Origin of the sequence: Mesorhizobium sp. WSM4904 (assembly GCF_029674545.1) — a bacterium.
In the GTDB taxonomy this organism is placed as follows: Bacteria; Pseudomonadota; Alphaproteobacteria; order Rhizobiales; family Rhizobiaceae; genus Mesorhizobium.
Genome location: NZ_CP121354.1, coordinates 642,216 through 668,332, shown reverse-complemented (window position 1 = coordinate 668,332; position 26,117 = coordinate 642,216). Strand labels below are relative to the sequence as shown.

The window sequence follows — 26,117 nt, the reverse complement described above, 5'->3', positions numbered from 1 at the left end:
AGCGATTGCTATCTCCCAGGCATCGATTGCGGGCGCACGGGGTGCGCTCCGCCAGCACCCACGGAGACAGCAATGACCAATCTGCCCAATACCTATGACCTGACCGGCAAGGTGGCGCTCGTGACCGGCGCGCGTCGCGGCATCGGACGCGCCACGCTCGACCTGCTGCGCGCCCGCGGCGCCCGGATCGTCGCCTCCGACCTCTCCGACGAGGTCCAGGCGCTCGAAGCCGGCGACGTCGCCACGCTGGTGGGCGACGTCTCGGACGAGGGCCTTGCCCGGCGTTCGGTCGCGCTCGCCCGCGAGCGCTTCGGCCGGCTCGACATCGTCGTCGCCAATGCCGGACGAACCCTCAACAAGCCGCTGACCGAAACCTCGGTCGAGGAATACGACCGCATCTTCCAGATCAACGCCCGCGGCGCCTTCGTCACGATCCGGGCGGCGGTGCCGCTGATGGAGGAGGGCGGCGCCGTCGTCATCAACGCCTCGCTCTCGGCGACGACGGCGTTCCCGACGCAGGCGGCCTATGCCTCTTCCAAGGCGGCCTCGGCGCAGCTCGCCCGCATCGTCGCGGTCGAGTACGGCCGCCTCGGCATCCGCTGCAACGTGGTCCTGCCTGGCGTCATCGACACCGACATCATGGAAGGCGTGGTCGAGAACGGACGGGAGATGTTGCGCAGCTTCGGCGACGCCCACCCGATCGGGCGCATCGGCCGCCCGGAGGAGGTGGCCGAGGCGATCGCCTTCCTCGCGTCCCCCGCCTCGAGCTTCATCACCGGGGCGCAGCTCTTCGTCGACGGCGGCTACACGGCACAGTGAGCGCCCGGCCGTCGCAGCCAACACCGATACAGGAGATTGCCATGACCATCGACCGGGTCGTTCTCATCACCGGCGCTTCCAGCGGCATCGGGGAGGCCACCGCGCGTGTCCTCGCCGACGCCGGCGCCACCCTTATGCTGGGAGCGCGGCGCACCGATCGGCTCGCCGCGCTCGTCGAGGAGATCGAGGCGAAGGGCGGCCAAGCCGCCGCCCGCGCCCTCGACGTCACCGAGCGCGCCAGCATGGAAGCCCTCGTCGCCGAGGCGCGGCAGCGGTTCGGCCGGATCGACGTCCTCGTCAACAATGCCGGGGTGATGCCACTGTCGCCTCTCGCCGCGCTGAAGCTCGAGGAATGGGATCGGATGATCGACGTCAACATCCGCGGCGTCCTTCACGGCATCGCGGCCGTCCTGCCGGTGATGCAGGCGCAGGGGAGCGGCCATGTCGTCAATATCGGCTCGGTCGGCAGCTTCGAGGTGGTGCCGACCTCGGCCGTCTACAGCGCCACCAAGTTCGCGGTACGGGCCATCACCGACGGCTTGCGCAAGGAGAACGAGACGATCCGCGCCACCTGCATCTATCCCGGCGTGACGCGCTCCGAGCTCGCAGACACGATCACCGACGAAGCAGCCGCCCGGGCGATGGTGGAGTATCGCCGCAACGCCATCGAACCGGAGGCGATCGGGCGGGCGGTGCTCTATGCCATCGAGCAGCCGCGGGAGGTCGGCGTCAACGAGATCACCGTCCGTCCCGTCGCACAGAGATAGAGGCGTGTCATCTTCGCGACGAGTGGCAGATCACTATCCGGTCAACGACGGTGCGCTGGTCGACCGACCAAATGGCGCGGGCACTACTCTGCTGTCGTGCCGGAGACTGAATGCGCCCAGATTCGAGTGTCCGCTCTGGGGCAGCCCCGCTCGGATTCTGGAGGATCGTCCCGGGTCGGTTCCCGCCATTCCCAGCGGGTTCCAAGCGTCAGATTTTCACCACTAGTGCAGGACCGCAGCGGCGGCAAATTAATACCACCAGCATGGCTGATCCGCCGGGTGGCCATCCGAGGCGTATACAAATCCGGTCTTCGGAGCGCAGCGCCTCGGCCTCCTCCATGGTCATGCCCCGACCATCGCAGGCTCGCAGTCGGTTTGCGCGGGGTGAGCGGTACTACTTCGACCGGACTAGATTGCGCTAGGTTGCTTCGCCCGGCTTATGGAAGTTCGATCTCACCGTCCAGCACGTGGTTGAGGCCGGTGCCTTCCGCCGTCAGCGTCATGCGAACCTTCAACTTCTTCTTGCCGCCGATTTGCCCTTCGCGCACGGTCTCCTCGATCTTGCGCTGGGAGGTGACGCCGACTTCCTTCAGGAACTTGCGGATCGACATGTTGAAGGCGTCTTCGCTCATCGCAGAACTCCTCTGTGTCCGGAAGGAATTGTAAGGGAAGGCAAGGCAAGGGATCAAGGAAGCAGGACGGTGACGCGCGGTTCCATAGAAATAGGTCCTGAGCCCGAAGGACCGACGGTTCGAAGCGAAGAGATTTGGGATGGCGGCATCGGGCCGCATGCCGACTACCATACGCGGCGCGGTTGGTCAGCGAGGCTGGCGCAAACATCATTGGCGTTGTTTGTGCTATCTGGCGTGGAGAAGGGGCGCCAATCGTAGCCGCGCTGCCTGAACTGCCAGTCACGGCCGCAATGACAAAGGCCGACCTAGACGGCCAGATGTCCAACTACTAGAGCGACGGCTGATAGCTTTCTGCAAGCTCGCGCTTCACCCAGGCAGCGACCGCATCGATGAAAGCTCGCACCTGCGGCGGCAGGAACGTGCGCTCGGGATAGACGAGCGCGATCTGCATTTCGGCGCCTATGATGTCAGCGAGCACCTGCACGAGCGCGCCGCTCTCCAGGTGCGACGACACGAGGCCGCGTGGGAGGAGCGCGATGCCGAGGCCCTGCAAGACGGCATCGCACAACAGGGCGATGTCGTTTGCGAAGAACGCGCCGTCAACGTGGAGCTTGCTTCCGGAGACCATGGGCCAATGGGTCTCCGGCAGCTCGCCACGCGCGAAGCCAAGGAGACAGCGGTGGTTCCGGAGATCGCGGTGCGTCTGAGGCTCACCGCGATCAGCGAGGTAGGCGGGAGACGCGACGGCGATCATCGGGTCGCGGAAGAGCGTGCGCGCGATGAGGCCGGGCTGGATCTGGCTACTGGCGCGGAGCGCGACGTCGTAACCGTCGCGGAGGATGTCAACGAGCTGGTTCGACGTGTGGACATGGACGCGCAGCTCGGGGTAGCGCGTCGCGAACTCACAGAGCATTGCATGGAAACTAACGCTCATTACCGGCGGCACCGAGACGCGCAAATCGCCGCGCACGACGTCGTCGGTCATCCGCACGCTCTGCTCGGCGAGGCGCACGGCCTCAAGCGCGATGCAGGCCTGCCGATAGAACACCTCACCAATATCGGTGAGCACGAGGCTTCGCGTCGTGCGGCGGAGGAGGCGCGCGCCGAGACGCTCCTCGAGCCGCGCGAGGCGGCGGCTCACCGTCGCGCGCGGGACGCGCAGCTCGGCGGCGGCACGCGAGAGGGACTTGGCGTCGACCGTCTTGGTGAAGGCGACGAGTTCTGCGGTTTCCACGGGATCGCTCATATGGATCGAATCCTGTCAAATGATGTCAATTGTTGAAGCATTGTTGCGAATTTCGATCCGGCGCAAGCTGTAGCCGAAGCTAACCGGCAGGAGCGCTCTCGCGTACGCGCGGGCGCTGAAGCCAACACGGAAAGAGCTGCAAATGATATCCAACGACAAGAAACTGATCGCCGTGTTCGGCGCCACCGGAAATCAGGGCGCCGGCGTGGTGCGCGCCCTCAAGGCCAACGACCAATTCAAAGTGCGCGCGCTCACGCGTGACCCCCGCAAATATGAAGGCCTCGCTGACGAAGTTGCCGCAGCCGACCTGGAACGGCCTGAGACGCTTGCAGCCGCCCTCGGAGGCGCACACGGGGTCTTTCTCGTCACCAATTTCTGGCAGGAAGGCACCGACGAGATCAAGCAGGCGACAGCGGCAATCCAGGCCGCGAAAGCTGCGGGGGTCAACCATTTTGTCTGGTCGACCCTTCCAAACGTCGAGAGGATCAGCGACGGCAACTTCAATCTTCCCCAGTTCACCGGCAAGGCAAAGGTAGATCCGATCGTCCGGGAAGCCGGATTTTCGCACCACACTTTTGTCGTGCCGCCTGCCTACTACCAGAACTTCTCGGGACCATTCGGTCCGCAGAAGCAGCCGGACGGAAGCTTTGGTTGGGTGCTGCCCATCGATCCAGCAGTGCGTTGTTTTCACATGGGGGACATCAGCGAACTCGGCAACATCGTGGCTGGCGCTTTTGCGCACCCGGATGAAACCGGCAACGGCGTATGTCTGCCGTTGGTCGGCGATTTCCTGAGTTTCAACGACCTCGTCGGCGTGTTGAATCAGCAGGGCCATCAGCTCTCGTTCACCCGGGTCCCGATGGAGGTCTATACAGGGTTCTTCCCGGGGGCGGCTGCGCTAGGCGAGACGTTGGCCTATTACGAAACCTATACCTACCTTGGCCCGCGTTCGTTCGACGAAGAAATTGCGCTTGCAAACAAGGTGGCCGGTAAGACGCCGACGACTTTTGCATCGTGGGCTCGGGAGAATTTCCGGCTCAACACAGCTTCCCCTGCTTGAGCCAACAAGACGCTTCGGTTCACAGCAAACTCGCTCGCGACGAATGGCCCAGCTGTTCGTCGCGGAACGCGCGATGCGCCAGCCATTTGCCAGACCAAAATTCTTGGCCGAGCTTGGCCATATTGCGAACAGACCATCCACCACGCTCTGGGGGCAGATATCGAACGTCCATTAACGGAGTTCAGTGTTACCAAACTAAATGGTCGACATGGGGTCGTCAGTCGACATGTGCGATCTGACTGGTGAGCGCCGGAAGATCGGTTACGAACTGCTGCTGGACAAACCTTTCGGAAAGATGTCAGCCGGCGAGCTTCGGGTGATCTTATGGAGGCTGACCGGTTGCATGGCAGTCGGTCTCATGCCTTCCACATTGTCGAGCGAAGAATAGCCTGCATGTGCTCCGGCAGGTCGAGTTCGCCGCGCGCCTCGACCTCCAACAGATATCGGGCCTTGGCCAAGCGATCGCCTTCCCTGACCGCCGGGTAGGCGCAGACGGCCAGCAGAGCCTTTTCCTCTGCTCGGCTGGCTCTGTCGCAGTTGCGGCTGCTTCCACCCGTTTCATGGACGGCCTTGCCAAACATCGCATATGCCGTCGTGTGCGCCTCGATCAGCGCACGCAGTTCGCGGGACGTTTCTCGGTCTTGGCGCGGTGGCTCCGTGGCGAGAGCCGCTGCCGCAACCGTGGAAGTGACAACAGCGCTGCTGGAATGAAGGAGCAAGGCGCGGCGGCTGATCCTGGACGTGGTGAACTCTCCTCTTCACTTCATGGCAGGCAAGACTGGGTGTGCCAGAAACCACCCGCACCGTAGCACGAAGGTTCGCGCATTCATGTCAGGATGCTATCAACCGCACACCGGCAAGTGCAGCGTAGAAGGGCCGGCCCTTCTTCGATGCCACGAACTCCGCCCGGCTCGCGCATGGGACACGATGGTTGCGTCCTTGAGCAATTCCAGGAAAAGTGTGAGCGGTTTTCCGCCCGGAATTGCGTAAAAACAAAGAGTTAGAGCGGTTCGGCGTTTCCGTGAAACGGTGAAACGCTCTAAGCCTCCGCGTCGCGGCCGAAACCTGGGATGCGCGCGGCGACCGCCGGCAGCGGCGCGAACGGCCTGTGCGGCTCGGCCTGGTACCAGAAGGCGACCGACGAGATGTCGTCCGAGCGCCGGTTGGCGTGGCCGTGCTCGATGCTGACGCGGATGCGTTGGCGGAAGATCACCGGGTCCTCGATGTGCCAGCGATAGAGCGTCACCGGCTCGCTCCAGTTCGGCCCTCCCGCAGCGATCACGCCGTGATAGGGCGCAGAATAATCCTGGGTGGGGCACCATGCGGTGTTGAAATAATCCTCCGTGCCGGTGCCGTGCAGGGTCGGCGGCCAGGCGTCGTTGGCGCCCGGCGCGCTCTCTCCGCGTGGCTCGATCAGCGCCACCTGCTGGCCGAGGGGCTTGCGGGCGGGCACCGAGAGGCCGGGCTCGCCGTCGATGAAGATCATGTCGTCGCCCTCGCCATACCAGTCCCACTGCGCGGCGCGCCGGCGCGAGCTGACGCTGAACAGCACGCCGACATAGTGGCCGCGGCCCTCGGCCTCGAGGATCGTATAGTTGTCCTTGCCGTCCGTGTTCTCGCCGCCGAAGAGGAACTGCTCGTTGGTGAGGCCGGTCTCCGCCATGCCCTTTGGCCGCGCCTGGCGGTACTGCGCGTGGAAGCGGCCGAGATCGTCCTCCAGCCTGTCATGCAGTTCGAGGTCGACATAGTAGTAGAGCACCAGTTCGTCCTCGGCCTCGTTGCTGACCGTCATCTTCATGCCGGTCGCGAAGGGCATCGGGAAATAGCAGTTGAAGCCCTTGCCGTCCTCGGGGCTTGCCTGCACGGGAAGGCTGGCGAAGTTCTTCGTCCGGGCGTGGCCGATGCCGAAGAAGTCGCCGATGGGCGTCTCGATGCTGGGCTCCTCCTCGCCGTCCCAGTAGGCGCGCAGCACGGCCTTGCGCAGGAAGCTTTCGCTGTTGCAGGCCAGCGTCGCCCAGATATGGGTGACGATGCCGGCGCCTTCATGTTCGGCGATTGTCACGGTCTCGCCCGGCTCGATGTGCAGGCGGTCGTCGTTGCCGCCGGTGCGGTCGTAGCTGGAGAAGCGTCGCGTGCTGGCATCGCGCAGCTTGGCGAGGCCGCGCAGCGGTGAAAGTCCGGCTTGGGTCATTGGATCGCTCCTATGTATCTCCTCCCACTTACTTGGGGCTGCCGACGGGTTCGGCATGTGTCGCAGCGTCACATTAGATTCATGCGGCCTCTTTATCCCTTATGCTCTCCACAAGATTTGAGGGGCAAAATGACCGCCATCACTCGCAGGACGCTCATGGGGGCAGTTGCGTTCGCAGCGCTTGCTCTTTCGCAGCCGACATTCGCAGAAGAGGGGCACCCCTATTTCGGGCCTGAGACGGTAAATCTGCTCGACCTGCTTGTGCCGCCACCCGCCAAGAATTCGGCCGAGACCAAGGCCGAGCTGGTCGAGGTCAAGCAACTCATGGCTTCCACGAGCGAGGGCCGGAAGCAGCAGGCAATCGCCGACAATGAAGAGGGATTGCAGCCGTTCCTGGCCGGCACGAGCATCAAGGTCGACACAGCTACGGTTCCGCTGACGACAGCGCTCGTGCAGCGCATTCTCGATACCGAGGAAGTCGTCACGGAAAGTGCCAAGAAAGGCTTTGCCCGCCCGCGCCCGCCCTTGGTCGATGAGGAGATCAAGCCTCTGATCAAGCTGTCGAAGTCGGGGGCGTATCCCTCCGGCCATTCGACGAATGGCACTGCGATCGCCATCGTTCTGTCCAAGATGCTTCCGGAGAGGAAGGAAGAATTGATGCAGCGCGCGAACGACTACGCCCTGAGCCGGCTGATCGTCGGCGTGCACTATCGCAGCGACCTCGGCGCCGGTCACGCAGCCGGTGCACTCATGGCTCAGGCGTTGATGCAGAATCCGGATTTCCAGAAGGAATTCGAGCCGGCGAAAATGGAGCTCCGAAAGGCACTGGGGTTGAGTATGTAGGCAGCGAAGGCGGTATCCTGCTCCTTCGCTGGACGCCGCCTGTCTTTGCAACCTTTCCCAGATCCGGACATCGCTGTCCGCCGCGGCGGTGCGCGGCGTGTGCATCAGACGTGCATCAGCGTGAGAGGAACGGCCCAGGCAGAGTTCCCTGCATGCCTATGCCTTGTAAGCCAGCGCCAGGATTCTTGGGACAGCCGGCGGGTCCTCAATTCACCTGCGGTACCGTCCGCTCCGGCAGGAGCAGCCGGCGTTCGAACCCCCACAATAGGATCGGACAGGCCAGAAGAGCGGGCCGGCGCCGCCTGGTCGTCGAGCGGTGCTGCACCAGGCCGGTGACCCTGTTAAGCCGTATAAGCCAGCGCCAGGATTTTCGAGGTGACGGTGAAGCCCACCATGAACCTGCGGCCCGATGGCGTGGCTGCTTCGCCGGTTTCGAGATCGACGGCGATGTCCTCGAAACCCAGTACCCGACCGTCGAGCGGAAACGATGCCTTGTAAGTCGCCTCCTTGGCCGCAAACAGAATGCGGCCGGCCAGATCCAGCAGCGGATCGAGGTCGCCCAAGCGATCTTGCGGCGTGATCACGATGGGCAGGAGGTCAGGCGGCAATGGCAAGGCGGGCTCGATATCGACGCCGACGCTTCTCACCGCATCCGTTCGCGCGGCGACCGCCACGGCCAATTCGTCGTCATGCGCGATTGAACCGACGATATCCGGTGGCCAAACCGGATCTCCCATGCGACCTCTCGTTACGGCGAGATCCGCACACCCCAGACGCTGCAGCAATTCATGCACGACCCGACGGCCCGCCCCACTGGCGGCGCGCGCCTTGTGTTCGCGTTTGGCGATGGAAGCGCTCTCCGCTGGCAGAAGAAACTGTGCGTCGCCGTCGCGAATGCGGCGGCAGCCGGCGAGCAGCCTGGGCAGGGCAAGGCCGTTGAGCGCCTCGGCGACGGCGCTCTCCAGCCTGCAAGGTGCATTCTGCGACTCGACGTCCAACCCGCTATGGCCTCAATTCGAGCATGGCGATCATCTCGTCGTCCTCGTCCAGCCCCTGCTCGACGAAGCCGAAGCTTGCATAAAGGCGGCGCGCCGCTTCGTTTCTCGGCGCATAGCAGATCGAAACGCGGCGTATGTGGCCGGGATGCGCGATCTCCTCCAGCGCCGCGGCAACCGCGGCCCGGCCAAGGCCCTTGCCCTGTTCGCGGCGGTCGATCATGAGACGGTAGATGACCGCCTCGTCATCCTCGTCTGGGGCGCTGTACATCAGGAACCCGACGACGCGCCCAGCCGTGACGACAGCGCGGGCTATGGCCTCGTCATCCTCCCGCGCCTCTTCCAGCGAGTCGGCATTGGAGGCGACGAAGCCTTGCTGCTTCGGCGTCAGCTCAAGCGCCAGGATCGCCGCTCGATTATCCTCGCCGACAGGCCAAAGGACAACCGGGCGGTCACGCGTCGGCGCTTCAGCGGAACCAGTCACTGTTCCTGCCCGATCTTGATCGCGCGCGCATCGATCGGCGTCACCACGCCGTAGAGCTTCGCCGGGTTGCCGCGCCACACGGTGTTCGGCTCTATCACTTCGCCCTTCATGACGAAGCAGTCGAGATCCGCCACGGAACCCTCGCCCATCACCACCGCGTAGTGGATGAAGGCGGACGGGGCGAGCGTGCAGCCGTTGCCGATGCGGATGTAGTCGGACTTGAACGCGCCTTCCTCGAGCGAATGCGCCTGGATGACGCAGCCCTCGTTGAGCGTCGCGTCGTCGCCGATCTCCACCAGCGACCGCTCGGTGATGATGCTTCCCCCGTCATAGACGCGGCGCCCGACCTTCACGCCAAGCATGCGCAGGACGAGCGGCCTGAACGGGGTGCCGGTGAACAGGCCCATGATCGGCGAATCGGAGAGTTTCCAATGACGTTCGTGCCGCCAGAAGACGGGGTCGTAGATCGTGGCCATCCTGGGCTTCAGCCGGCGGAAGCCGAGGCTGACGCGTTCGAGGAAGATGTAGAACGGGATACCGATCGCCGTCGTCAGCACCACCGCCACGAACAGCGCCGTCTGCTCCCACTCGGTGTAGTAGTTGAGCGCGCGGTCCCAGATGGCGAGCGTCAGGAACAGGATCAGCCATTGCGCGGCCAAGAACAGCAGCGCGGTGACCAGATTGTGCAGGTTCTTCAGCGGCAGGCGGCGGCGGCGCTCCTCGTCGGAGATCAATTCGAGAAGCTCCTTGTCGCGATTGACCATGCGCGGGATCTCAAAGGGCGGCGATCCCAGCAGCCCGACATTCTCGCGCACTGGACCGTCCACCGGGACGTGCACCTTGGTTCCGAGCAGGCAATTGTCGCCGGTGCGGGAATTCGGTGAATAGATGATGTTGTTGCCGAAGAAGTTGCGCTCGCCGACCCGCGTGTGCTCGAGGCGGAAGGAGTTGGCCGACTTCTGCATGTTGACCATGAACAGGCCGTCGGACACCATCGTCTCCGAGCCGATTTCGCTGAGCTGCGGATTCTCGTGCCGCTGGTTGGTGCCGAAATTCGAGCCGGTCTGGTCCACCTTGTTCAGCCGCCAGCCGATGGCGCGCAGATAGTAGACGATGGCCGAGCTGTCGCCGAACAGGACGTTCAGCAGGCGCACATTGCTGACCAGCTCCAGCATCGATTGCAGCCAGTAGTGGAAGCCATAGAGCGAATAGTCTCTGCCGGGCTTCAGCATGAGATTGAACAGCCGCGGCACGATTGCCGCCAGCAGCACCCCGCCGATGACGAAGCCCGCCACCGTCACCGTGGTACCGATCGCCACGACGCCGATGGTCTCCTGATAATCGTCGCCGAGATTTTCCCAGTAGGTGTGGAACAGCAGCGGGAACGGCGTGACGATGGCGAAGAGGATGAAGAGCTGGATCGTCTCGTAGATTATCCTGCGCAGCCTCGACAGCGGCACGTTGGGAACCGTGCAATAGTCCGCCTCGGTCGGGATGGCCGGCGATCCGTGCCAGCGCTCGCCGGCGGGGATCGCCTGACCGCGATGCAGCGAGGAAGCGTGGCCGAGCTGGGCGCCGTCGCCGATGCGGGTGTCGATGTCGAGGGTCGAGCCGACGCCGACGAAAGCGTTGTGGCCGATGTCGAGCGGGCCGGTATGGATGTAGCCTGCCTGGGCGCGGAAGCCCAGGATCATCGAATCCTTGCGCAGGATCGAGTTGTCGCCGATCCTGATCAAGTCGGTGCAGACGGGAACGGAGCGGCATTCGATGACCGTTCGGTTGCCGAGCCGCGCGCCGAGCAGGCGCAGGTAGAGGCTGTAGAGCGGGCTGCCGCGGAACAACACCACCGGAGCGCTGCGGACCAGCGTCTTGACGACCCAGAAGCGATAATAGTGCCACCCCCAGATCGGGAAGGTCTCTGCCTTCCAGCGGCCGACCAGCAGCCATTTGGCAATGATGGCAAAGCCGCTCAGCCCGAAAAACACGCTGGCGGACAGAAGCACGCAGCGCAGGTAGAGCAGCAGCGGATCGTCCAGCGCGTCATAGACCCAGTTGAGCCCGTCATTGATCGCCCAGAGCGAGACATAGCTGTAGAGCGCGTAGAACAGCAGCTGCCCGAAGCCGGTGCTCCAATAGGCGAGGTTGGAAGCCCGATGCGTCAGCATCGGCTCGCTCGCGGCAACGGCGGCCGTCTGCGGCGCGCGCAGGTGCTCGGCGAGTTTCGCGACCGTGGGGTGCAGGTAGATGTCGCGCATCGAGGTCGTCGACCAGGCCTTGCGGGAGCGGATGCGTGCGCAGAACCTGGCCATCAGCAGCGAGTTCGCGCCGAGGTCGTCGAAGAAGTGGTCTTCGATGGAGACGTCGTCGAATTTCAGCACGTCCTGCAGCGTGTCGACGAGGAACTTCTCGTCCTCGTTGCGCGGGTCGATCATCGCGTGGCCGGCCGCGACGCGCGCGCTGGTCGGCTTTGGCAATTTCCTCAGGTCGACCTTGTTGGAAACGGTCATCGGGATCGCGGGCAACTGCTCCAGATAGGCCGGAACCATATAGTCGGGCAGCCGCCGCTTGAGCTCCTGCACGAGCAGGGTGCGATCCACACCGCCGCCGCTCTTGGGGGCATAGTAGCCAACCAGTTCCGTGCGCTCGGGCTCGATCTCCCAGGTCGTGACCGCCGCCTGCGCGATGCCGGGCTGTTCCAGGAGCACGGCCTCGATCTCGCCCAGCTCGATGCGGTAGCCGCGGATCTTCACCTGCGTGTCGATGCGGCCGTGATATTCGATCTCGCCCTTGTCGTTGATGCGGCCGAGATCGCCCGTCCGGTAGATGCGGCCGCCGGGATTGTTCGGCAGGCCGATGAAATCCTTGATGAATCGCTGTTCGGTGAGTTCCGCTCGGTTGAGATAGCCGACCGCCACGCCCATGCCGCCGATGCAGATCTCGCCCAGTTGGTCGCCGGTCAGCACCTGCGGCTTTTCCGGGTCGAGAATGGCTATCGAATAGGTGGGCAGCGGCTTGCCGATCGTCACCGGCTCGTCCGGGGTCAGCAAGGCCATGGTGGCGGTGACCGTCGCCTCGGTCGGGCCATAGGTGTTCAGGATCTGACGTCCGGGCTTCGCCCAGCGCTCGACAAGCTTGTGCGAGCAGGCCTCGCCGCCGACAAGGATCGCGCGCAGGCTCGGCGCGTCGCTCTCGATCGACGACAAGAGCGTCGGGCTGCAGGCCATGCAGGTGATGTTGTGTTCGCGCAGGAAACCGGCCAGTTCCTCTCCCACGAGGGGTTGCTGGCCGGGCGCCGGCACGACCGTCGCGCCCGCGGCGAAGGGCACCCAGATCTCCTCCGAGGAGAAGTCGAAGGCGATGGTCATGCCCTGGTAGACGCGGTCGCCGGGCTGGTAGCCGTAGGACGCAGCGGCGACCCGGATGAAGTTGCAGAAGCTCTGATGCGTGATGACCACGCCCTTCGGCTTGCCCGTGGTGCCGGAGGTGTAGAGGATGTAGCAGGTCTGGTCCTGGCTGCCCTCCGGCAGCGGCGCTGTCTCGGGCTTGAGAGCGATCTCGGACTCCGCCGAGTCGATCGAGATATGCGGAACCGGCAGGCGTGCCACGCGCGCGGCATAACCGGAGACGCTGATCACCATCGTGACGTTGGCGTCCTCGATGATCATCACCATGCGATCTTCGGGGAAGGCGGTGGCTAAAGGGACGAAGGCCGCCCCGGCCTTCATCACGGCAAGTATGGCGATATAGGTTTCGGCGGAGCGGTCCAGCAAAAGGCCGACCCTGTCGCCCGGCTTCACGCCACGCTCGATCAAGAGATGCGCGAACTGGTTGGCGCGGCTGTTCAGCTCGCGGTATGACCAGGGTCGGCCGCCGGAAATGACCGCCGGCGCCGCGTCGAAGCGGCTCGCCAGGTCGCCGAAGAAGCGGTCGAGCCGCTCATGCGGTTCGCCTTTCTGGATGAAATCGGGGCCGATAAGGATCTGATCGCGCGTGGGCGATCGGGCCATTACTTTGGCATGGGGAGAGCTTTTCTTGGCAGGCTTTATTGCTTCATGAAGAGACATTGGAACCCCGCGAGCGCGTTCGCTCGCACTAATGGAGAAAAACAATAGGCTGGTGATGTCGGGCCAGTTGCCCCTCTTACGGCCGATCTGAGCTGCTCAGCGCAGCGTATCGGACCGGAAGCTGGGACGACTTCGCAGGCCTATGCTGCTGCTCTGATGGCCGATCCGTGACGATCATGCGGCTTCACGATCATTTGATGAGGTCGTGTCCTGTGCGGCGATCAATCACCGATGACGCGGAGATCAGCGTCGTTGAGGCAACAGGCTGCGTAGCGGTAATCGCGGATGCGGCGCCTTAAGGTTTTCGGGGTGGCGGGACGCCGGCGCGACCGCCACCTGGCTTGACCTGCAGTTCGCCGTCGATGCCGTCAAGCGCATCTTTCTGGAACGTATTTGATCTGGCGCAAAGTTCGGGACGGATGCAGCCGGTAGACAGCCGGCCACACGCGAGATCCGTCATTCACACCAAGCAGGGAATTGGAAGAAATGCGCTCGACCAGACTTGTGCTGCTCGTCACTGCCGCCGTTCTGACGTGGGCCGGCGCCGCAGGCGCTGCCGAATCGGAGGTTTCCATGTTGAACATGGGCAAGCACGGCATGTTTCAGCTCGAACCATCGTTCCTCAAGATAGCGCCCGGCGACACGGTTCATTTTGTTGCCAAGGACAAGGGTCACGACGTCGAGTCGATCGCCGGCATGCTGCCGGACGGTGCGCAGCCGTTCAAAGGGGAGATGAACAGGGACCTGACAGTCACGTTCACCAAGCCCGGTGTCTATGGCATCAAGTGCAATCCCCACTACGGCATGGGCATGGTCGCCCTCGTCGTGGTCGGCGATCCGGGCAGCAACCTGAAGGCCGCCGAAGCGGTCAATCAGCCCGGCAAGGCCAAGAAGGCTTTCGAGGAGCTGTTCAAACAGATCGGCCAATAGGCGCCCGCGCCCCGGCCGACGCCCGCCGCATCAGCCGAACGCCTGCAGCAGCGCTGCGACGGTCGCGAGGCTCTGCAGGGTTCGATCCGCCGCCCGTTGGGCTGCGGCCAGCACCTGTTCGTCGCGCGTGCGGTCGGCGAGATCGAGATAGGCCTGGTGCAGCCGTTCGGCCTCGGCCAGCGCGGCGCGCAGAAGCGGCAAGGGCTTGGCAGCTTGCGCAAGCTCCGCCCTCGCTGCTTCGACAGTTCCGTCAGCGGCTTCAAGCCCGGCCGCTCGCTCCCGCTCGGCAACCTCGATGATCGTTTTCGAGGCAGCAGCCTCACCCAGCGCGGCGAGCCGCGAAGCGACCCTTCGGTGGAAGACCGCGGCACGCGACTCCAGCCGTCGGCTCTGTCGCACGAACTCCGGCAGTGACGAGGCATCCAGCATTGGCCTCCCGTCGCGGGCGCGCCCGGCGCCTTCGCGCCGATAGGCGCGACGCCGTTCCTCGCGCAGCACCGCCGCGTGATCGAGCGCCTTTCCGGCGAGCCACTCGGCCGTCGCCCGGACCGTCGCATCGCCGCTTTGCGCGGCGACATAGGAGTAGAAGGCGAAAGCCAGCATTTCATTGTCCACCGCAATGCCGAGGGCCCGGTAAGGGGTAAGCAGCGCGCTGGCCTCCGCTTCGTCCCATGATCGAGAGATTTCGGAAGGCAGCCCGCGCGGATCGGCCAGTGCCGGCGGCGGCGCGCCCGTCGACTGACCGGAGCGGCGGGCGATTTCTTCGACATGGTCGCGCTGCTCCTCGACAAGCGCGCTGAACGTTCCGGCAACCTCACGCTCGCTCAGCTTTTCCATGCGTGCAGCGAGCCGTTGGTAGCGCTGTGCCGCGCTTTCCTCCATGACCGTCGCCAGGCCGAGAAGCTGCGGAACATCGCGCAACTGCACATTGGGTTCTTCACTCAGCCGCTTCATGGCAGCGCCTCCTGGAGGAATGCGCGCCAATATGACATCGACCGATGCCATTTGAGTTTGTCCAAAATCAAAGAGCGGCTGGCGCGATCGTCTAAGGGTGACGCGCGTTCGATCAACAGACGATCGGGCTTTGGTGCAGACAGCCGGCCGCGGAAATGAAACCAGATTTCGAATTCGGATGGAGATCGGCGGGCCTGGGCTTCCTGGCTTCTTTCTTTCTCCTGCTTGTCCTCCTGTTGCCGCAGGCTGAAGCCAATACGTCAGGGCGGCTCGGCGAATTCCTGAGTGGGATCAAGGCATCCGACATCGATCCCGCGGCCGACAGCTTCGGCCAGGTCGAGGGCAATCCGCCGGCCGCGAGGCTGCTCAAGGGCGGTCAGCCCGTCGGCTACGCCTTCCTCACGAACGGCGTCGTCGATTCGACCGGCTATTCCGGCAAGCCGATCAACATCGTTGTCGGCATCGACCTCGACGGCAAGATCACCGGCGCAAAGCTCGTCGAGCACCACGAACCGATCGTCCTGGTCGGCATCCCTCAAGCCAAGATCGAGCATTATATCGACGGCTTCGTCGGCCGGCGTGTGCTCGATGCGGGCGAGGAGAGCCGCATGCCGGTCGATATCGTCAGCGGCGCGACGGTCACGATGATGGTCATCGCCGACAGCATGACGCAGTCGGCGGTCAGGATCGCGCGGTCGCGCGGTCTGGGCACCGGTGCCGTGAATGTCGCGTCTCAGCCGGCCCACCGCACCATCGATCAGACCAGAAGCGCCGTCGAAACCTGGCAAGCCCTGCTCGGCGACGGATCGGTCCGCAGGCTTGCGATCACCAACAAGGAGCTCGATGAGCTGTTTCAGCGGACGGGCAATGCCGCGGCGATCGCCCGCCCGCAGCAAGGCGACCCTGACGCTTCCTTCGTCGACCTCTACGTTGCGCTGGCGAGTGTGCCGACGGTCGGCCGATCGCTGCTCGGCGATGCCGAATATGATCGCCTTCGCCAGGATCTGAAGCCCGGCCAGCAGGCGATCCTCGTCGCCGGCGACGGGCCGTATTCCTTTCGCGGCTCCGGCTATGTCCGCGGCGGCATCTTCGATCGCATCGAGCTGATCCAGAGCGAGGGCAGCATACGCTTCCGCGATCGCAACTACCGCCGGCTCGGCGCGGTGGCCGCCGAGGGCGCGCCGGACTTTCCCGAGATCGGCGTCTTCGTCACGCCCGACGGCTCGAATCTCGATCCTGGCGCGCCATGGCGGTTCCAGCTCCTCGTGCAGCGGGCCACCGGTGCGCTCGACAAGGCATTCGTCACGACGGGGCTCGACTACTCGACCCCCGACAAGTTCCTGACCGCGCCTGTTGCGCCCGCGCCTGTTGCGCCGCTGGCGGCGGTCGCGCCGGCGTCGGCCGCCGTGCAACCGGTGGCGGCAGCGGACCACGAGCCGCCGCTCTGGCAGCGGATGTGGCAGGCGCGGATGTTCGACATCGCCGTCATGCTCGTCGCAATCGGCGTGCTCACCGGCATCTTCTTCTTCCAGGATTTCCTCGTGAAATGGCCACGCGCCTATGAGCGCATCCGGCTCGGCTATCTCGCCTTCACGCTTCTGTGGCTGGGCTGGTACGAGCACGCGCAGCTGTCGGTCGTGAATATCCTCACATTCTTCAACTCGCTGCGCGGCGACTTCCGGTGGGACTATTTCCTGCGCGACCCGCTGATCTTCATCCTGTGGTCGGCGGTCGCGGCCGCTCTGCTGTTCTGGGGGCGCGGCGCCTATTGCGGCTGGCTCTGCCCGTTCGGCGCATTGCAGGAGTGGACGAACCGGCTGGCGCGCTGGGCGCACATTCCGCAGGTCCGCGTGCCGTTCTGGCTCAACCAGCGCCTGTGGCCGATCAAATACATCATCTTCCTCGCGCTTTTCGGCCTTTCCTTCGGCTCGCTCGGCCTTGCCGAGGAAGTGGCCGAGGTGGAGCCCTTCAAGACCGCGATCATCCTGCATTTCGCGCGCGAGTGGTGGTTCGTGCTGTTCGCCGTCGGCTGCCTGGCGCCCGGCCTTTTCATCGAGCGCTTCTACTGCCGCTACCTTTGCCCGCTCGGCGGCGCGCTGGCCGTCCCTGCCCGTATGCGGATGTTCGACTGGCTGAAGCGTTACAAGGAATGCGGCTCGCCCTGCCAGCGCTGCTCCAATGATTGTCCCGTCCAGGCGATCCATCCGGAAGGGATGATCAATCCCAACGAATGCATCCAATGCCTCAACTGCCAGGTGCTCTACCACGACGACCAGCGCTGTCCGGTGGTGATCCAGAAGCGCATCAAGCGTGAGAAGTTCCTGGCCCTGCAGTCGCCGTCGATGGTGCCCGAGCCCAAGCGCAAGCCGAGGGTCCTGGTGACCGTCAACGGTCGCGAACCATCCGTGGAACGGAAGCCTGCGGCCGGCCAGGCCGCGTCACTAGAAGGAGACGACCAATGAAAGACGATGATAGGTCGGCGGAAACTGAAACCGGAGTAAGCCGCCGCAAGCTTCTGACCGGAAGCGGCAAGGCAGCCATTCTCGCGGGCCTCGCCAGCGCAGCCGGCGGCGGAGCCGTCGGCGTTGCCGGGTTCACCAGGCCCGCTCATGCCAAGGAGGCGACCAGCGAGATCCGGCCGGGCGATCTCGACGAATATTACGGCTTCAGTTCGAGCGGCCAGTCGGGCGAGGTGCGCGTCATCGGACTGCCTTCCATGCGTGAGATCACGCGCATTCCGGTCTTCAACCGCTGCAGCGCCACCGGCTGGGGGATCACCAACGAGAGCCGCAAGATCATGACGGAAGGCCTGATGCCGACCACGCAGGCGTTCCTTGCCAAGCGCGGCGGCGTCTACCCCAACGGCGACCTGCATCACCCGCATATGTCCTTCACGGACGGCACCTATGACGGGCGCTATCTGTTCGTCAACGACAAGGCCAATTGCCGCGTCGCCCGCATCCGTTGCGACGTGATGAAGTGCGACAAGATCATCGAGATTCCGAACGCATCGGACATTCACGGGCTGCGCCTGCAGAAGTATCCGCGGACCGGTTACGTGTTCGCCAACAGCGAGCACATCATCCCGATCCCGAACGACGGCAAGGTCCTCGACGATCCCAAGCAGTACTGGTCGGTCTTCACGGCGATCGACGGCGACACCATGAAGATCGCCTGGCAGGTGCTGGTCGACGGCAATCTCGACAACACCGACGCCGACTACCAGGGCAAGTACGCGTTCTCGACCTGCTACAACTCGGAGCGGGGCGTGACGCTCGCTGATATGACGTCCGCGGACCGCGACTGGGTGGTGATCTTCAACCTCAAGCGCATCGAGGATGCGGTCAAGAAAGGCGACTACAAGGAGATCAACGGCGTGCCGGTGGTCGACGGACGGCACGGTTCGCGCTACACTCGCTACGTTCCGGCCGGCAACAATCCCCACGGCTGCAACACGGCGCCCGACGGCATCCATCTCGCGATCGCCGGCAAGCTCTCGCCGACCGTCACGCTTCTCGACGTTCGCCGCTTCGACGACCTGTTCGACGACAAGATCAAGCCGCGCGACGTCGTCGTCGCCGAGCCTGAGCTGGGTCTCGGACCGCTCCACACGGCATTCGACGGCAAGGGCAACGCCTACACCACGCTGTTCCTCGACAGCCAGGTCGTCAAGTGGAACATCGACAAGGCGATCCAGGCTTATGGCGGCGCCAAGGTCGATCCGATCGTCCAGAAGCTCGACGTTCACTATCAGCCGGGCCACAACCACACGTCGATGGGCGAGACCAAGGAGGCGGACGGCAAGTGGCTGATGTCGCTCAACAAGTTCTCCAAGGACCGCTTCCTGCCTGTCGGACCGCTGCATCCGGAGAACGACCAGCTGATCGATATCTCGGGCGACGAGATGCGCCTGGTCCATGACGGGCCGAGTTTCGCGGAGCCGCACGACATCTGCCTGGTGCACCGCTCGAAGGTCAGGCCGGCGATCGTGTGGAAGCGCGACGACCCGATGTGGGAGGAAGCGCGGCAGCAGGCGGCAAAGGACGGCGTCAAGCTCGAGGAGGCCGCCAACGTCATCCGCGACGGCAACAAGGTGCGCGTCTACATGCACTCCGTGGCGCCGGCCTTCAGCCTCGACAAGTTCACGGTGAAGCAGGGTGACGAGGTCACCGTCACCGTGACCAACATGGACGACGTCGAGGATCTGACCCACGGCTTCACCATGGTGCGCCACGGCGTGGTGATGGAGATCGGGCCGCAGGCGACCTCGTCCGTGACCTTCGTCGCGGACCGTCCCGGCGTCCACTGGTACTATTGCCAGTGGTTCTGCCATGCCCTGCACATGGAAATGGCCGGGCGCATGATCGTGGAGCCGCAGCCGGCATGATCCGGAAACGGCATAGCGGGAGCGCAGTTGCGGCGGCCCTCGTCGCCGCCTGCGCCTTCCTCCTCCCAGGGACGGGGCGGGCGGAAACCCTCGCCGTCCCCGCGAGGGGTGACGGCCTTCGGCAGGCGGTCGCCGCCTCGCATTCCGGCGATACGCTGAGGCTCGGCGCCGGCGTGCACCAGGGCCCGATCCGGATCGACCACGCTCTCACCATCGAGGCCGAGCCCGGCGCCGTGCTCGACGGGCGGGGCCAGGGCCGCACCGTCGAGGTGGTCGCCCCGAACGTCGTCATGCGCGGCCTCACGATACGCAATTCGGGCATCGACGATCCCATGGACGCGGCGGTCTTCCTCGAAGACGGCGCGGCGGGCGCAATCGTTGAGGACAGCCGGATCGAGAACAGCCTGGTCGGCGTCTATGTTCACGGCGCCGCCAACGCGATCGTGCGGAACAACCGCATCGTCGGACGGACCGATCTCAGGACCAACGAGCGCGGCAACGGCGTCTATGTCTGGAACGCGCCGGGCGCGCAGGTGATCGGTAACCACATCACGGGCGGACGTGACGGCATCTTCACCAATGCCAGCCGCAACAACGTCTTCCGCGGCAACCGTATCGAGAACGTCCGCTTCGCCATCCACTACATGTACACCAACGACAGCGAAGTCGCCGACAACGTCTCGCGCGGCAATCATGACGGCTACGTCATAATGTATTCGAGCCGCCTGGTGATCCGCCGCAACCTGTCGGAAGACGATGGCGATCACGGCCTTCTGCTCAACTACGCCAACGATGCCGACATCCAAGAAAACGTCGTGCGGCGGAGCGACCAGTGCGTCTTCATCTACAACGCCAACAAGAACCTGTTCGCCGACAACTGGTTCGAGGATTGCGCCATCGGCATCCATTTCACCGCGGGCTCCGAGCGCAACCGGATGACCGGCAACGCCTTCGTCCATAACCGCTCGCAGGTCGTTTACGTGGGCACGCGGTCGCTCGACTGGTCGGCGAACGGGCGCGGCAATTACTGGAGCGACAATCCGGCGTTCGACCTGAACGGCGACGGCATCGCCGACACCGCCTACCGCCCGAACGACATCTTCGACAAGGTCGTGTGGACTTATCCGACGGCCAAGCTCCTCATCAACAGCCCGGCCGTGCAGGTCATACGCTGGGCTCAAGCGGAATTCCCCGCGCTCCATCCCGGCGGCGTCATCGACAGCGCGCCGCTGATGGCGCCCATCCCGCCCGCGCTAGAGGTGAAGCCATGACCATGTCGCCGACGATCTTCATGCAAGGCGTGTCGAAGCGATACGGGGATAGTTACGTCGTGCGCGACGTGGACCTGTCGGTTGCGCCCGGCGAGTGCGCTGCCATCGTCGGTCACAACGGAGCCGGCAAGAGCACGCTGGTGAAGATGGCGCTCGGCCTGCTTGCGCCGACCGCCGGACGCATCGCGCTGCTCGGCGAGAACCCGGCGGGGCGCCAGGCCATGGCATTCCGGCGCAGGATCGGCTTTCTGCCAGAGAACGTAGCCTTCTCGCCAGCCATGACCGGACGCGAAGTGCTGCGTTTCTACGCGCGTCTCAAGCAAGTGCCGCTCGGCGTCACCGACCAGCTCCTGGAACGCGTCGGGCTCGCTGCCGCCGCGCGCCGCCGCGTCGGCACCTATTCGAAGGGCATGCGTCAGCGCCTCGGATTGGCGCAGGCGCTGCTGGGCGAGCCGCGCGTCCTCTTCCTCGACGAGCCGACAACCGGCCTCGACATCGAATCGCGCCAGATGTTCTACGACGTCATGGCGCAGTTGCGCGACGCCGGCGCGACGCTGCTGCTTTCCTCGCATGCGTTGAGCGACATCGAGCAGGCCGACCGCATCGCCATCATGAAGGCCGGCCGCATGGTCGCATGCGGCGCGCTTCCCGAACTCCGCCGCCTGGCGGACCTGCCGCTTCGGATACGGGTGCACGTCGTCGACGGGAAGGCGGCGCGGGAATTCACCGCCCGGCGCAGCGTGCAGTGGCTCGACGATCTGCGCTTCGAGCTCACCTGCGCCGACGACGGCAAGATCGAGGCGATCCGCAGCGTCTCGCTGCTGCAAGGCGTCTCCAACATCGAAGTGATGCCGCCGACATTGGTCGATCTATGCGACGAGCTTACACGGGAGGCCGCGGAATGAACGCCATAGCAACGATTGCCGGCCGCGAGATACGCGACGGCCTGCGCAACCGCTGGGCCCTTGGCGCCGTCCTGCTGATGGCCGGCCTGGCGTTGACGCTTGCGTTTCTCGGCAGCGCCCCGACGGGCGTGGTCGGCGCAAGTCCGCTCGAAGTCACGGTCGTCAGCCTGTCGAGCCTGACGATTTTCCTGGTTCCGCTGATCGCGCTCCTCCTGTCCCACGACGCAATCGTCGGAGAACGCGATCGCGGCACGCTGCTTCTTCTGCTCTCCTATCCGCTCTCGCGCTGGCAGATCCTCTTTGGCAAATTCCTCGGGCATCTCTCGATCCTGACGGTGGCGACCGTGCTCGGCTACGGTGCAGCCGGAGCGGCGCTCGCGTTCGCGGCCGGCGAATTCGATGCCGACAGCCTCGGCAGTTTCGCGCGGATGATAGGCTCGTCCGTTCTGCTCGGCGCGGTCTTCGACGCGCTCGGATACTTGATCAGCGCGACCGTGCGCGAGCGTGCGACCGCGGCAGGCCTTGCCATCGGCATCTGGCTGGTTCTGGTTCTTCTCTACGACATGGCGCTGCTCGGCCTGCTGGTTGCGGATCAGGGCAGGACGATCAGCGCCGCCGCTTTCAACTGGCTGCTCCTCTTCGATCCCGCCGACATCTTCCGGCTCCTCAACCTTGCCGGGTTGTCGAAGACCAGCCTGTTCGCCGGGATGGCCGGCCTTGCCGAGCAGATGCAGTTCGGCCGCGCCGTGCTGCTTACGGCGCTGGCGGCATGGGTGGCGGTTCCCCTGGCGCTTGCCGCCTTCGTCTTTTCAAGGAAGGAGCCATGATGCGCGCAACGATTCTCGGCGCATGGGCCGCCGCTGTCCTCTCGGTCCTGCTTGCCGGCTGCAACCAGGAGATTGCCGGCCAGTCCAAGCCGCCGCCGCAGGAGCCGACGGCCACTTCGGTCGCCTATTTCTGTTCGATGGGCCTGCTCGAACATGGCGGCCCGAAGGGGCAGGCCTTCCGTGCCGGCAAATCCGAGCCGGTCTGGTTCTCGTCCGTTCGCGACGCCGTCGCCTTCTCGATGCTGCCGGGAGAGCCGAAGGACGTCGTCGCCATCTACGTCAACGACATGGCGAAGGCCAGGAATTGGGATCGCCCCGAGGCAGGAGCCTGGGTCGAGGCGCACGACGCCTGGTATGCTATCGGCAGCGACTACAACGCCGGCATGGGCGGCAAGGACGCCGTGCCTTTCTCCGACGAAAAGGCTGCCCGGTCGTTCACGGCCGCGCATGGCGGAACCGTCGTGCGCTTCAACGAGATCCCGGAGAAATACATCCTGGAAAGCGATGAGAGCGATGCCGCCGCCGAAATTTCGGACAGCGAGGCCAAACTGTCCAACGCCCTGGTGAAGCAATGACGGAGCTTTCGACGATTCCGCGCGCCGGAATGAAACCGGCCGGCCCGATGACCCGACGCCGCTTCATCCGCATCAGCGGCGCTGTGACGGGCCTCAGCCTTGCGGCACTTGGGTGGGGCTTCCCGCGGCCGGGTCGGGCGTCACCACTGTTCCATGAATGGCGCGGTGTCGCGCTCGGCGCCGATGCCTCGCTGCGGATATACCACCCCGATGCCGCCGAGGCCCAGCGCATGATCGCGGATGCGCTCGCCGAGGTGCATCGACTGGAGCGCGTGTTCAGCCTCTACGACGATAGCTCTGCGCTTTCCCGGTTGAACCGCGACGGTGAGCTGGCCGATCCGCCACAGGAACTCGTCGAGCTTTTGGCGACGAGCGAGCGCTATGCCCGCGCAACCGGCGGCGCCTTCGACCCGACGGTGCAGCCGCTCTGGACGCTTTATGCGAAGCATTTCAGCACGGCTGGCGCCGATCCGAATGGTCCGTCGCCGGCAGACATCGGCGCCGTCGTGGCCAAATGCGGCTACCAGCGCGTGATCGTCGACATCGGAAAAGTGGCGTTCGCGCAACCCGGCATGGCGCTCACCCTGAACGGCATCGCGCAAGGCTACATCACCGATCGCGTCGCCGAACTCCTGCGCGCTCGCGGGGTCACGCACACTTTGGTCGATATGGGAGAGACGCGTGCGCTCGACGTTCATCCGACGGGCCGGCCCTGGTCGGTCGGGATAAAGGATCCGCGTGCCGAGGACCGCCTGCTTGCGACGCTTGCTCTCGACAACCAGGCTGTCTCCACTTCGGGCGGCTACGGCACGGAATTTGGTCCGGCGGGGAGATTCAATCACATCTTCGATCCCGCGACGGGTCTGTGCGCGGGCCGCTATCTCAGCGTCTCGGTCGTTGCGCCGACCGCGACCTGCGCCGACGCGCTTTCGACTGCCTTTTCCGTGATGCCTGTGGATCGCGCCGTTTCCGCCCTCGAGGAGCTCGGGGCAACGCGGGCCTGCTTCGTTTTGATGGACGGGTCGATGGTAGAGCGCAGCGTCTGATCGCGGGCCACGGCGGGCGGGAGAAACGGCGGCGCTGGACTCAGCCCTGGGAAGCGCCACCCTTTCGGTTCGCGCCGTCGAGCAGCGCGATCAATCCCTTGAGGATCTCGATCGGCCGCGGCGGGCAGCCTGGAATGTGCAGGTCGACCGGCACCACGTCCGACACGCCGCCGACGACCGCATAGCTGCCGGCGAAGCAGCCGCCGTCTTTTGCGCAGTCGCCGAGCGCGACCACCCATTTCGGGTTGGGCGTCGCGTCCCAGGTCCGCTTCAATGCCTCGCGCATGTTTTTGGTGACCGGCCCGGTGACTAGAAGCACATCGGCATGGCGGGGCGATGCGACGAAGCGGAAGCCGAAGCGCTCGATGTCGTAAAAGGCATTGTTGAGCGCGTGCATCTCGAGCTCGCACCCATTGCAGGAGCCGGCATCGACGGCGCGGATGGACAGGCTCCGGCCCAGCCGCTTGCGGGCGGCACCGTCGAGGGCGCGCGCCAGCTCGTCGACCGCCGCGTCGCTCACCTGTGGCGAGCGTTCCGTCAATGGCGGGCGGATCAGGCTTTCGAACAGGAGCTTGCGCATGACGGCAGGCCTTCAGAGATCATGGCCGGAATAGGAGCAGTTGAACGATTTGTTGCAGATCGGGAAGTCGGCGACGATGTTGCCTTCGATCGCTACTTCCAGGAGCGGCCACTGGAACCATGAGGGATCGCGCAGGTGGCAGCGCTCGATGGTGTTGTCCTCGCCAATGCGCAGCCAGGCCAGGATGTCGCCGCGAAAACCCTCGACCAGCGCCATGCCCTCGCGCGGGCCGTCCGCGGCATCGTCCGCCGCGGCGACCTCGGCGCGGGTCGGGCCGGCTGGCAACCGCCCCAGAATCTGCTCGACGAGCGACAGGCTCTGCTCGACCTCCCGCACGCGGATCCAGACGCGGGCGTTGACGTCGCCCTCCTGCAGCACCGGCACGTCGAAGGCGAGCTGGTCGTAGGGCGCGTAGGCAAGATTGCGTCGCGCATCGAAATCGCGGCCCGACGCCCGCCCAACATAGCCGCCGGCCGCATATTGCCGGGCAAGCTCGACCTTGAGCCGGCCGGTCGTCACCGTGCGGTCCTGCAGCGAGGCTGTGTTGTCGTAGAGCTCGACCAGATGCGGAAAGCGCTGCCTGATCTCCGCGACCAGCGACCGGATGGCGCTCGTCCCGGCCTCGTTGAGATCGCCTGTCACGCCGCCGGGCACGATGCGGTCGCGCATCAGGCGGTGGCCGAAGGCCGCGTCGGCGGCGCGCAGCACGCGTTCGCGCAGCACACCGCAATGCGCGTGCATCAGCGCGAAGGCGGCGTCATTGCAGATGGCGCCGATGTCACCGAGGTGATTGGCAAGGCGCTCCAGCTCGGCCATCAGGGCGCGCAGCCAGACTGCGCGGGGCGGCACGGCGACGCCGAGCGCCGCTTCCACGGCGCGGGCAAAGGCAAGCGAGTAGGCGACCGTGCTGTCGCCCGACGTCCGACCCGCGAGTTTTGCCGCGCGATCGATCGGCGCGCCCGCCATCAGGCCTTCGATGCCCTTGTGCACATAGCCCAGCCGCTCCTCCAGCCGCACCACGGTTTCGCCGCTTGCCGTGAAGCGGAAATGTCCGGGTTCGATGATGCCGGCATGCACCGGCCCGACCGCGATCTGGTGGAGACTCTCGCCCTCCGCCGTGAGGAACCGGTAGGAGGACGCGGCAGACCGCTCGCCGGGCTGTGCCGCGAGCGGATGGCTGATGCCCCACTGGCCATGGTCGAGCCAGCGGCGGGTGTCGGGGAGGCCCTGCGGCGCCAGCCCGAAGAGATCCGCCGCGGCGCGCTCCAGCCGTAGCGCCGGCGGATGGTACTGGCCGACCGATGGGTAGCGGCCGCCGCGGCAGTCCAGGCTGATCACGCCGACGTTCCGCTCTTCGTCGAGAAGCGCCATGTGCACTCTTTCCGGCTCCCCCCACAGGCCGAGCAGGCTCCAGCGGCGCGCGGCGAGCTGTTCGACGGCAAGGTTCCAGACCTTCGGGGCCACCTTGGCACGGCGCCAAGGGGCGTGACGCTCGACCGGGCGGCCGGTCTCGACGAGATCACTGAGCCCGGGCATGTTTT

At 65.0% G+C, this 26,117-nt stretch carries 22 protein-coding genes; 12 read left to right on the top strand and 10 right to left on the bottom strand.

The window, feature by feature from the left end:
- Window positions 1-72: 72 nt before the first annotated feature.
- Window positions 73-819, top strand: coding sequence for an SDR family oxidoreductase (locus QAZ47_RS03090; RefSeq protein ID WP_278232469.1), 747 nt, complete (start codon window positions 73-75; stop codon window positions 817-819).
- A gap of 41 nt (window positions 820-860) precedes the next feature.
- Window positions 861-1,586 carry an SDR family oxidoreductase gene (locus QAZ47_RS03085; protein ID WP_278205516.1) on the top strand — a complete coding sequence of 242 codons (726 nt, stop codon included), beginning with the start codon at window positions 861-863 and terminating at the stop codon, window positions 1,584-1,586.
- 437 nt (window positions 1,587-2,023) lie between these two features.
- On the opposite strand, the gene QAZ47_RS03080 is transcribed toward QAZ47_RS03085, so the two are convergent.
- Both QAZ47_RS03080 and QAZ47_RS03075 read right to left on the bottom strand, forming a co-directional pair.
- Window positions 2,024-2,218, bottom strand: a complete 195-nt coding sequence (locus QAZ47_RS03080; RefSeq protein WP_278205515.1) for a DUF6494 family protein — start codon at window positions 2,216-2,218, stop codon at window positions 2,024-2,026.
- Window positions 2,219-2,546: 328 nt separating this feature from the next.
- Window positions 2,547-3,464: a LysR family transcriptional regulator gene (locus tag QAZ47_RS03075; RefSeq protein ID WP_278232468.1), complete on the bottom strand. Its 918-nt coding sequence runs from the start codon at window positions 3,462-3,464 to the stop codon at window positions 2,547-2,549.
- 142 nt (window positions 3,465-3,606) lie between these two features.
- Between QAZ47_RS03075 and QAZ47_RS03070 the strand changes: the two genes are divergently transcribed.
- Window positions 3,607-4,524: an NmrA/HSCARG family protein gene (locus QAZ47_RS03070; protein WP_278232467.1), complete on the top strand. Its 918-nt coding sequence runs from the start codon at window positions 3,607-3,609 to the stop codon at window positions 4,522-4,524.
- A gap of 356 nt (window positions 4,525-4,880) precedes the next feature.
- Here QAZ47_RS03070 and QAZ47_RS03065 read toward each other — a convergent pair whose 3' ends face one another.
- Together QAZ47_RS03065 and QAZ47_RS03060 are read right to left on the bottom strand one after the other, a co-directional pair.
- The gene (locus QAZ47_RS03065; protein WP_278205512.1) at window positions 4,881-5,243 is read right to left on the bottom strand and encodes a hypothetical protein; all 363 of its coding nucleotides are present in this window, start codon (window positions 5,241-5,243) and stop codon (window positions 4,881-4,883) included.
- 320 nt (window positions 5,244-5,563) lie between these two features.
- Window positions 5,564-6,715: a glycoside hydrolase family 172 protein gene (locus tag QAZ47_RS03060; RefSeq protein WP_278232466.1), complete on the bottom strand. Its 1,152-nt coding sequence runs from the start codon at window positions 6,713-6,715 to the stop codon at window positions 5,564-5,566.
- A gap of 81 nt (window positions 6,716-6,796) precedes the next feature.
- Between QAZ47_RS03060 and QAZ47_RS03055 the strand changes: the two genes are divergently transcribed.
- Complete coding sequence (locus tag QAZ47_RS03055) at window positions 6,797-7,558, top strand: phosphatase PAP2 family protein (RefSeq protein ID WP_278232465.1); 762 nt, start codon at window positions 6,797-6,799, stop codon at window positions 7,556-7,558.
- 341 nt (window positions 7,559-7,899) lie between these two features.
- Here QAZ47_RS03055 and QAZ47_RS03050 read toward each other — a convergent pair whose 3' ends face one another.
- Genes QAZ47_RS03050 through QAZ47_RS03040 form a run of 3 tightly spaced genes read right to left on the bottom strand, consistent with a single transcriptional unit; the run spans window position 7,900 to window position 13,044 of the window.
- Window positions 7,900-8,556 (bottom strand): 4'-phosphopantetheinyl transferase superfamily protein, encoded by a 657-nt coding sequence (locus QAZ47_RS03050; protein WP_278232464.1) that lies wholly within the window; start codon window positions 8,554-8,556, stop codon window positions 7,900-7,902.
- 4 nt (window positions 8,557-8,560) lie between these two features.
- A complete protein-coding gene (locus tag QAZ47_RS03045) occupies window positions 8,561-9,037 on the bottom strand; it encodes a GNAT family N-acetyltransferase (RefSeq protein ID WP_278232463.1) in 477 nt (158 codons plus the stop codon).
- Window positions 9,034-13,044, bottom strand: coding sequence for a Pls/PosA family non-ribosomal peptide synthetase (locus QAZ47_RS03040; protein ID WP_278232462.1), 4,011 nt, complete (start codon window positions 13,042-13,044; stop codon window positions 9,034-9,036). Before QAZ47_RS03040 ends, QAZ47_RS03045 begins: the two co-directional genes overlap by 4 nt.
- Before the next feature lie 543 nt (window positions 13,045-13,587).
- Between QAZ47_RS03040 and QAZ47_RS03035 the strand changes: the two genes are divergently transcribed.
- Window positions 13,588-14,031, top strand: a complete 444-nt coding sequence (locus QAZ47_RS03035) for a pseudoazurin (RefSeq protein WP_278233763.1) — start codon at window positions 13,588-13,590, stop codon at window positions 14,029-14,031.
- A 30-nt stretch (window positions 14,032-14,061) separates the two neighbouring features.
- Here the strand turns inward: QAZ47_RS03035 and QAZ47_RS03030 are convergent, their stop codons facing one another.
- Complete coding sequence (locus QAZ47_RS03030; RefSeq protein ID WP_278232461.1) at window positions 14,062-14,985, bottom strand: ferritin family protein; 924 nt, start codon at window positions 14,983-14,985, stop codon at window positions 14,062-14,064.
- Between the two features lie 236 nt (window positions 14,986-15,221).
- Between QAZ47_RS03030 and QAZ47_RS03025 the strand changes: the two genes are divergently transcribed.
- From QAZ47_RS03025 to QAZ47_RS02995, 7 genes are read left to right on the top strand one after another with little or no spacing between them, the layout of a single operon-like run.
- A complete protein-coding gene (locus QAZ47_RS03025; RefSeq protein WP_278232460.1) occupies window positions 15,222-17,447 on the top strand; it encodes a NosR/NirI family protein in 2,226 nt (741 codons plus the stop codon).
- Window positions 17,444-19,372 (top strand): TAT-dependent nitrous-oxide reductase, encoded by a 1,929-nt coding sequence (nosZ, locus tag QAZ47_RS03020; protein ID WP_278232459.1) that lies wholly within the window; start codon window positions 17,444-17,446, stop codon window positions 19,370-19,372. The genes QAZ47_RS03025 and nosZ overlap by 4 nt, the downstream gene beginning before the upstream one ends.
- Window positions 19,369-20,643: a nitrous oxide reductase family maturation protein NosD gene (locus QAZ47_RS03015; protein ID WP_278232458.1), complete on the top strand. Its 1,275-nt coding sequence runs from the start codon at window positions 19,369-19,371 to the stop codon at window positions 20,641-20,643. The genes nosZ and QAZ47_RS03015 overlap by 4 nt, the downstream gene beginning before the upstream one ends.
- A complete protein-coding gene (locus QAZ47_RS03010) occupies window positions 20,640-21,548 on the top strand; it encodes an ABC transporter ATP-binding protein (RefSeq protein ID WP_278232457.1) in 909 nt (302 codons plus the stop codon). Before QAZ47_RS03015 ends, QAZ47_RS03010 begins: the two co-directional genes overlap by 4 nt.
- Window positions 21,545-22,375, top strand: a complete 831-nt coding sequence (locus QAZ47_RS03005; RefSeq protein WP_278232456.1) for an ABC transporter permease — start codon at window positions 21,545-21,547, stop codon at window positions 22,373-22,375. Before QAZ47_RS03010 ends, QAZ47_RS03005 begins: the two co-directional genes overlap by 4 nt.
- Window positions 22,372-22,950: a nitrous oxide reductase accessory protein NosL gene (locus QAZ47_RS03000; protein WP_278232455.1), complete on the top strand. Its 579-nt coding sequence runs from the start codon at window positions 22,372-22,374 to the stop codon at window positions 22,948-22,950. Before QAZ47_RS03005 ends, QAZ47_RS03000 begins: the two co-directional genes overlap by 4 nt.
- A complete protein-coding gene (locus QAZ47_RS02995; RefSeq protein ID WP_278232454.1) occupies window positions 22,947-23,996 on the top strand; it encodes an FAD:protein FMN transferase in 1,050 nt (349 codons plus the stop codon). Before QAZ47_RS03000 ends, QAZ47_RS02995 begins: the two co-directional genes overlap by 4 nt.
- A gap of 40 nt (window positions 23,997-24,036) precedes the next feature.
- Here the strand turns inward: QAZ47_RS02995 and QAZ47_RS02990 are convergent, their stop codons facing one another.
- Both QAZ47_RS02990 and QAZ47_RS02985 read right to left on the bottom strand, forming a co-directional pair.
- Window positions 24,037-24,576 carry an NADH-quinone oxidoreductase subunit B family protein gene (locus QAZ47_RS02990; RefSeq protein ID WP_278232453.1) on the bottom strand — a complete coding sequence of 180 codons (540 nt, stop codon included), beginning with the start codon at window positions 24,574-24,576 and terminating at the stop codon, window positions 24,037-24,039.
- A 12-nt stretch (window positions 24,577-24,588) separates the two neighbouring features.
- On the bottom strand, window positions 24,589-26,112 hold the full coding sequence (locus QAZ47_RS02985) for an NADH-quinone oxidoreductase subunit C (protein ID WP_278233762.1): 1,524 nt from the start codon (window positions 26,110-26,112) through the stop codon (window positions 24,589-24,591).
- Between the last annotated feature and the right edge of the window lie 5 nt (window positions 26,113-26,117).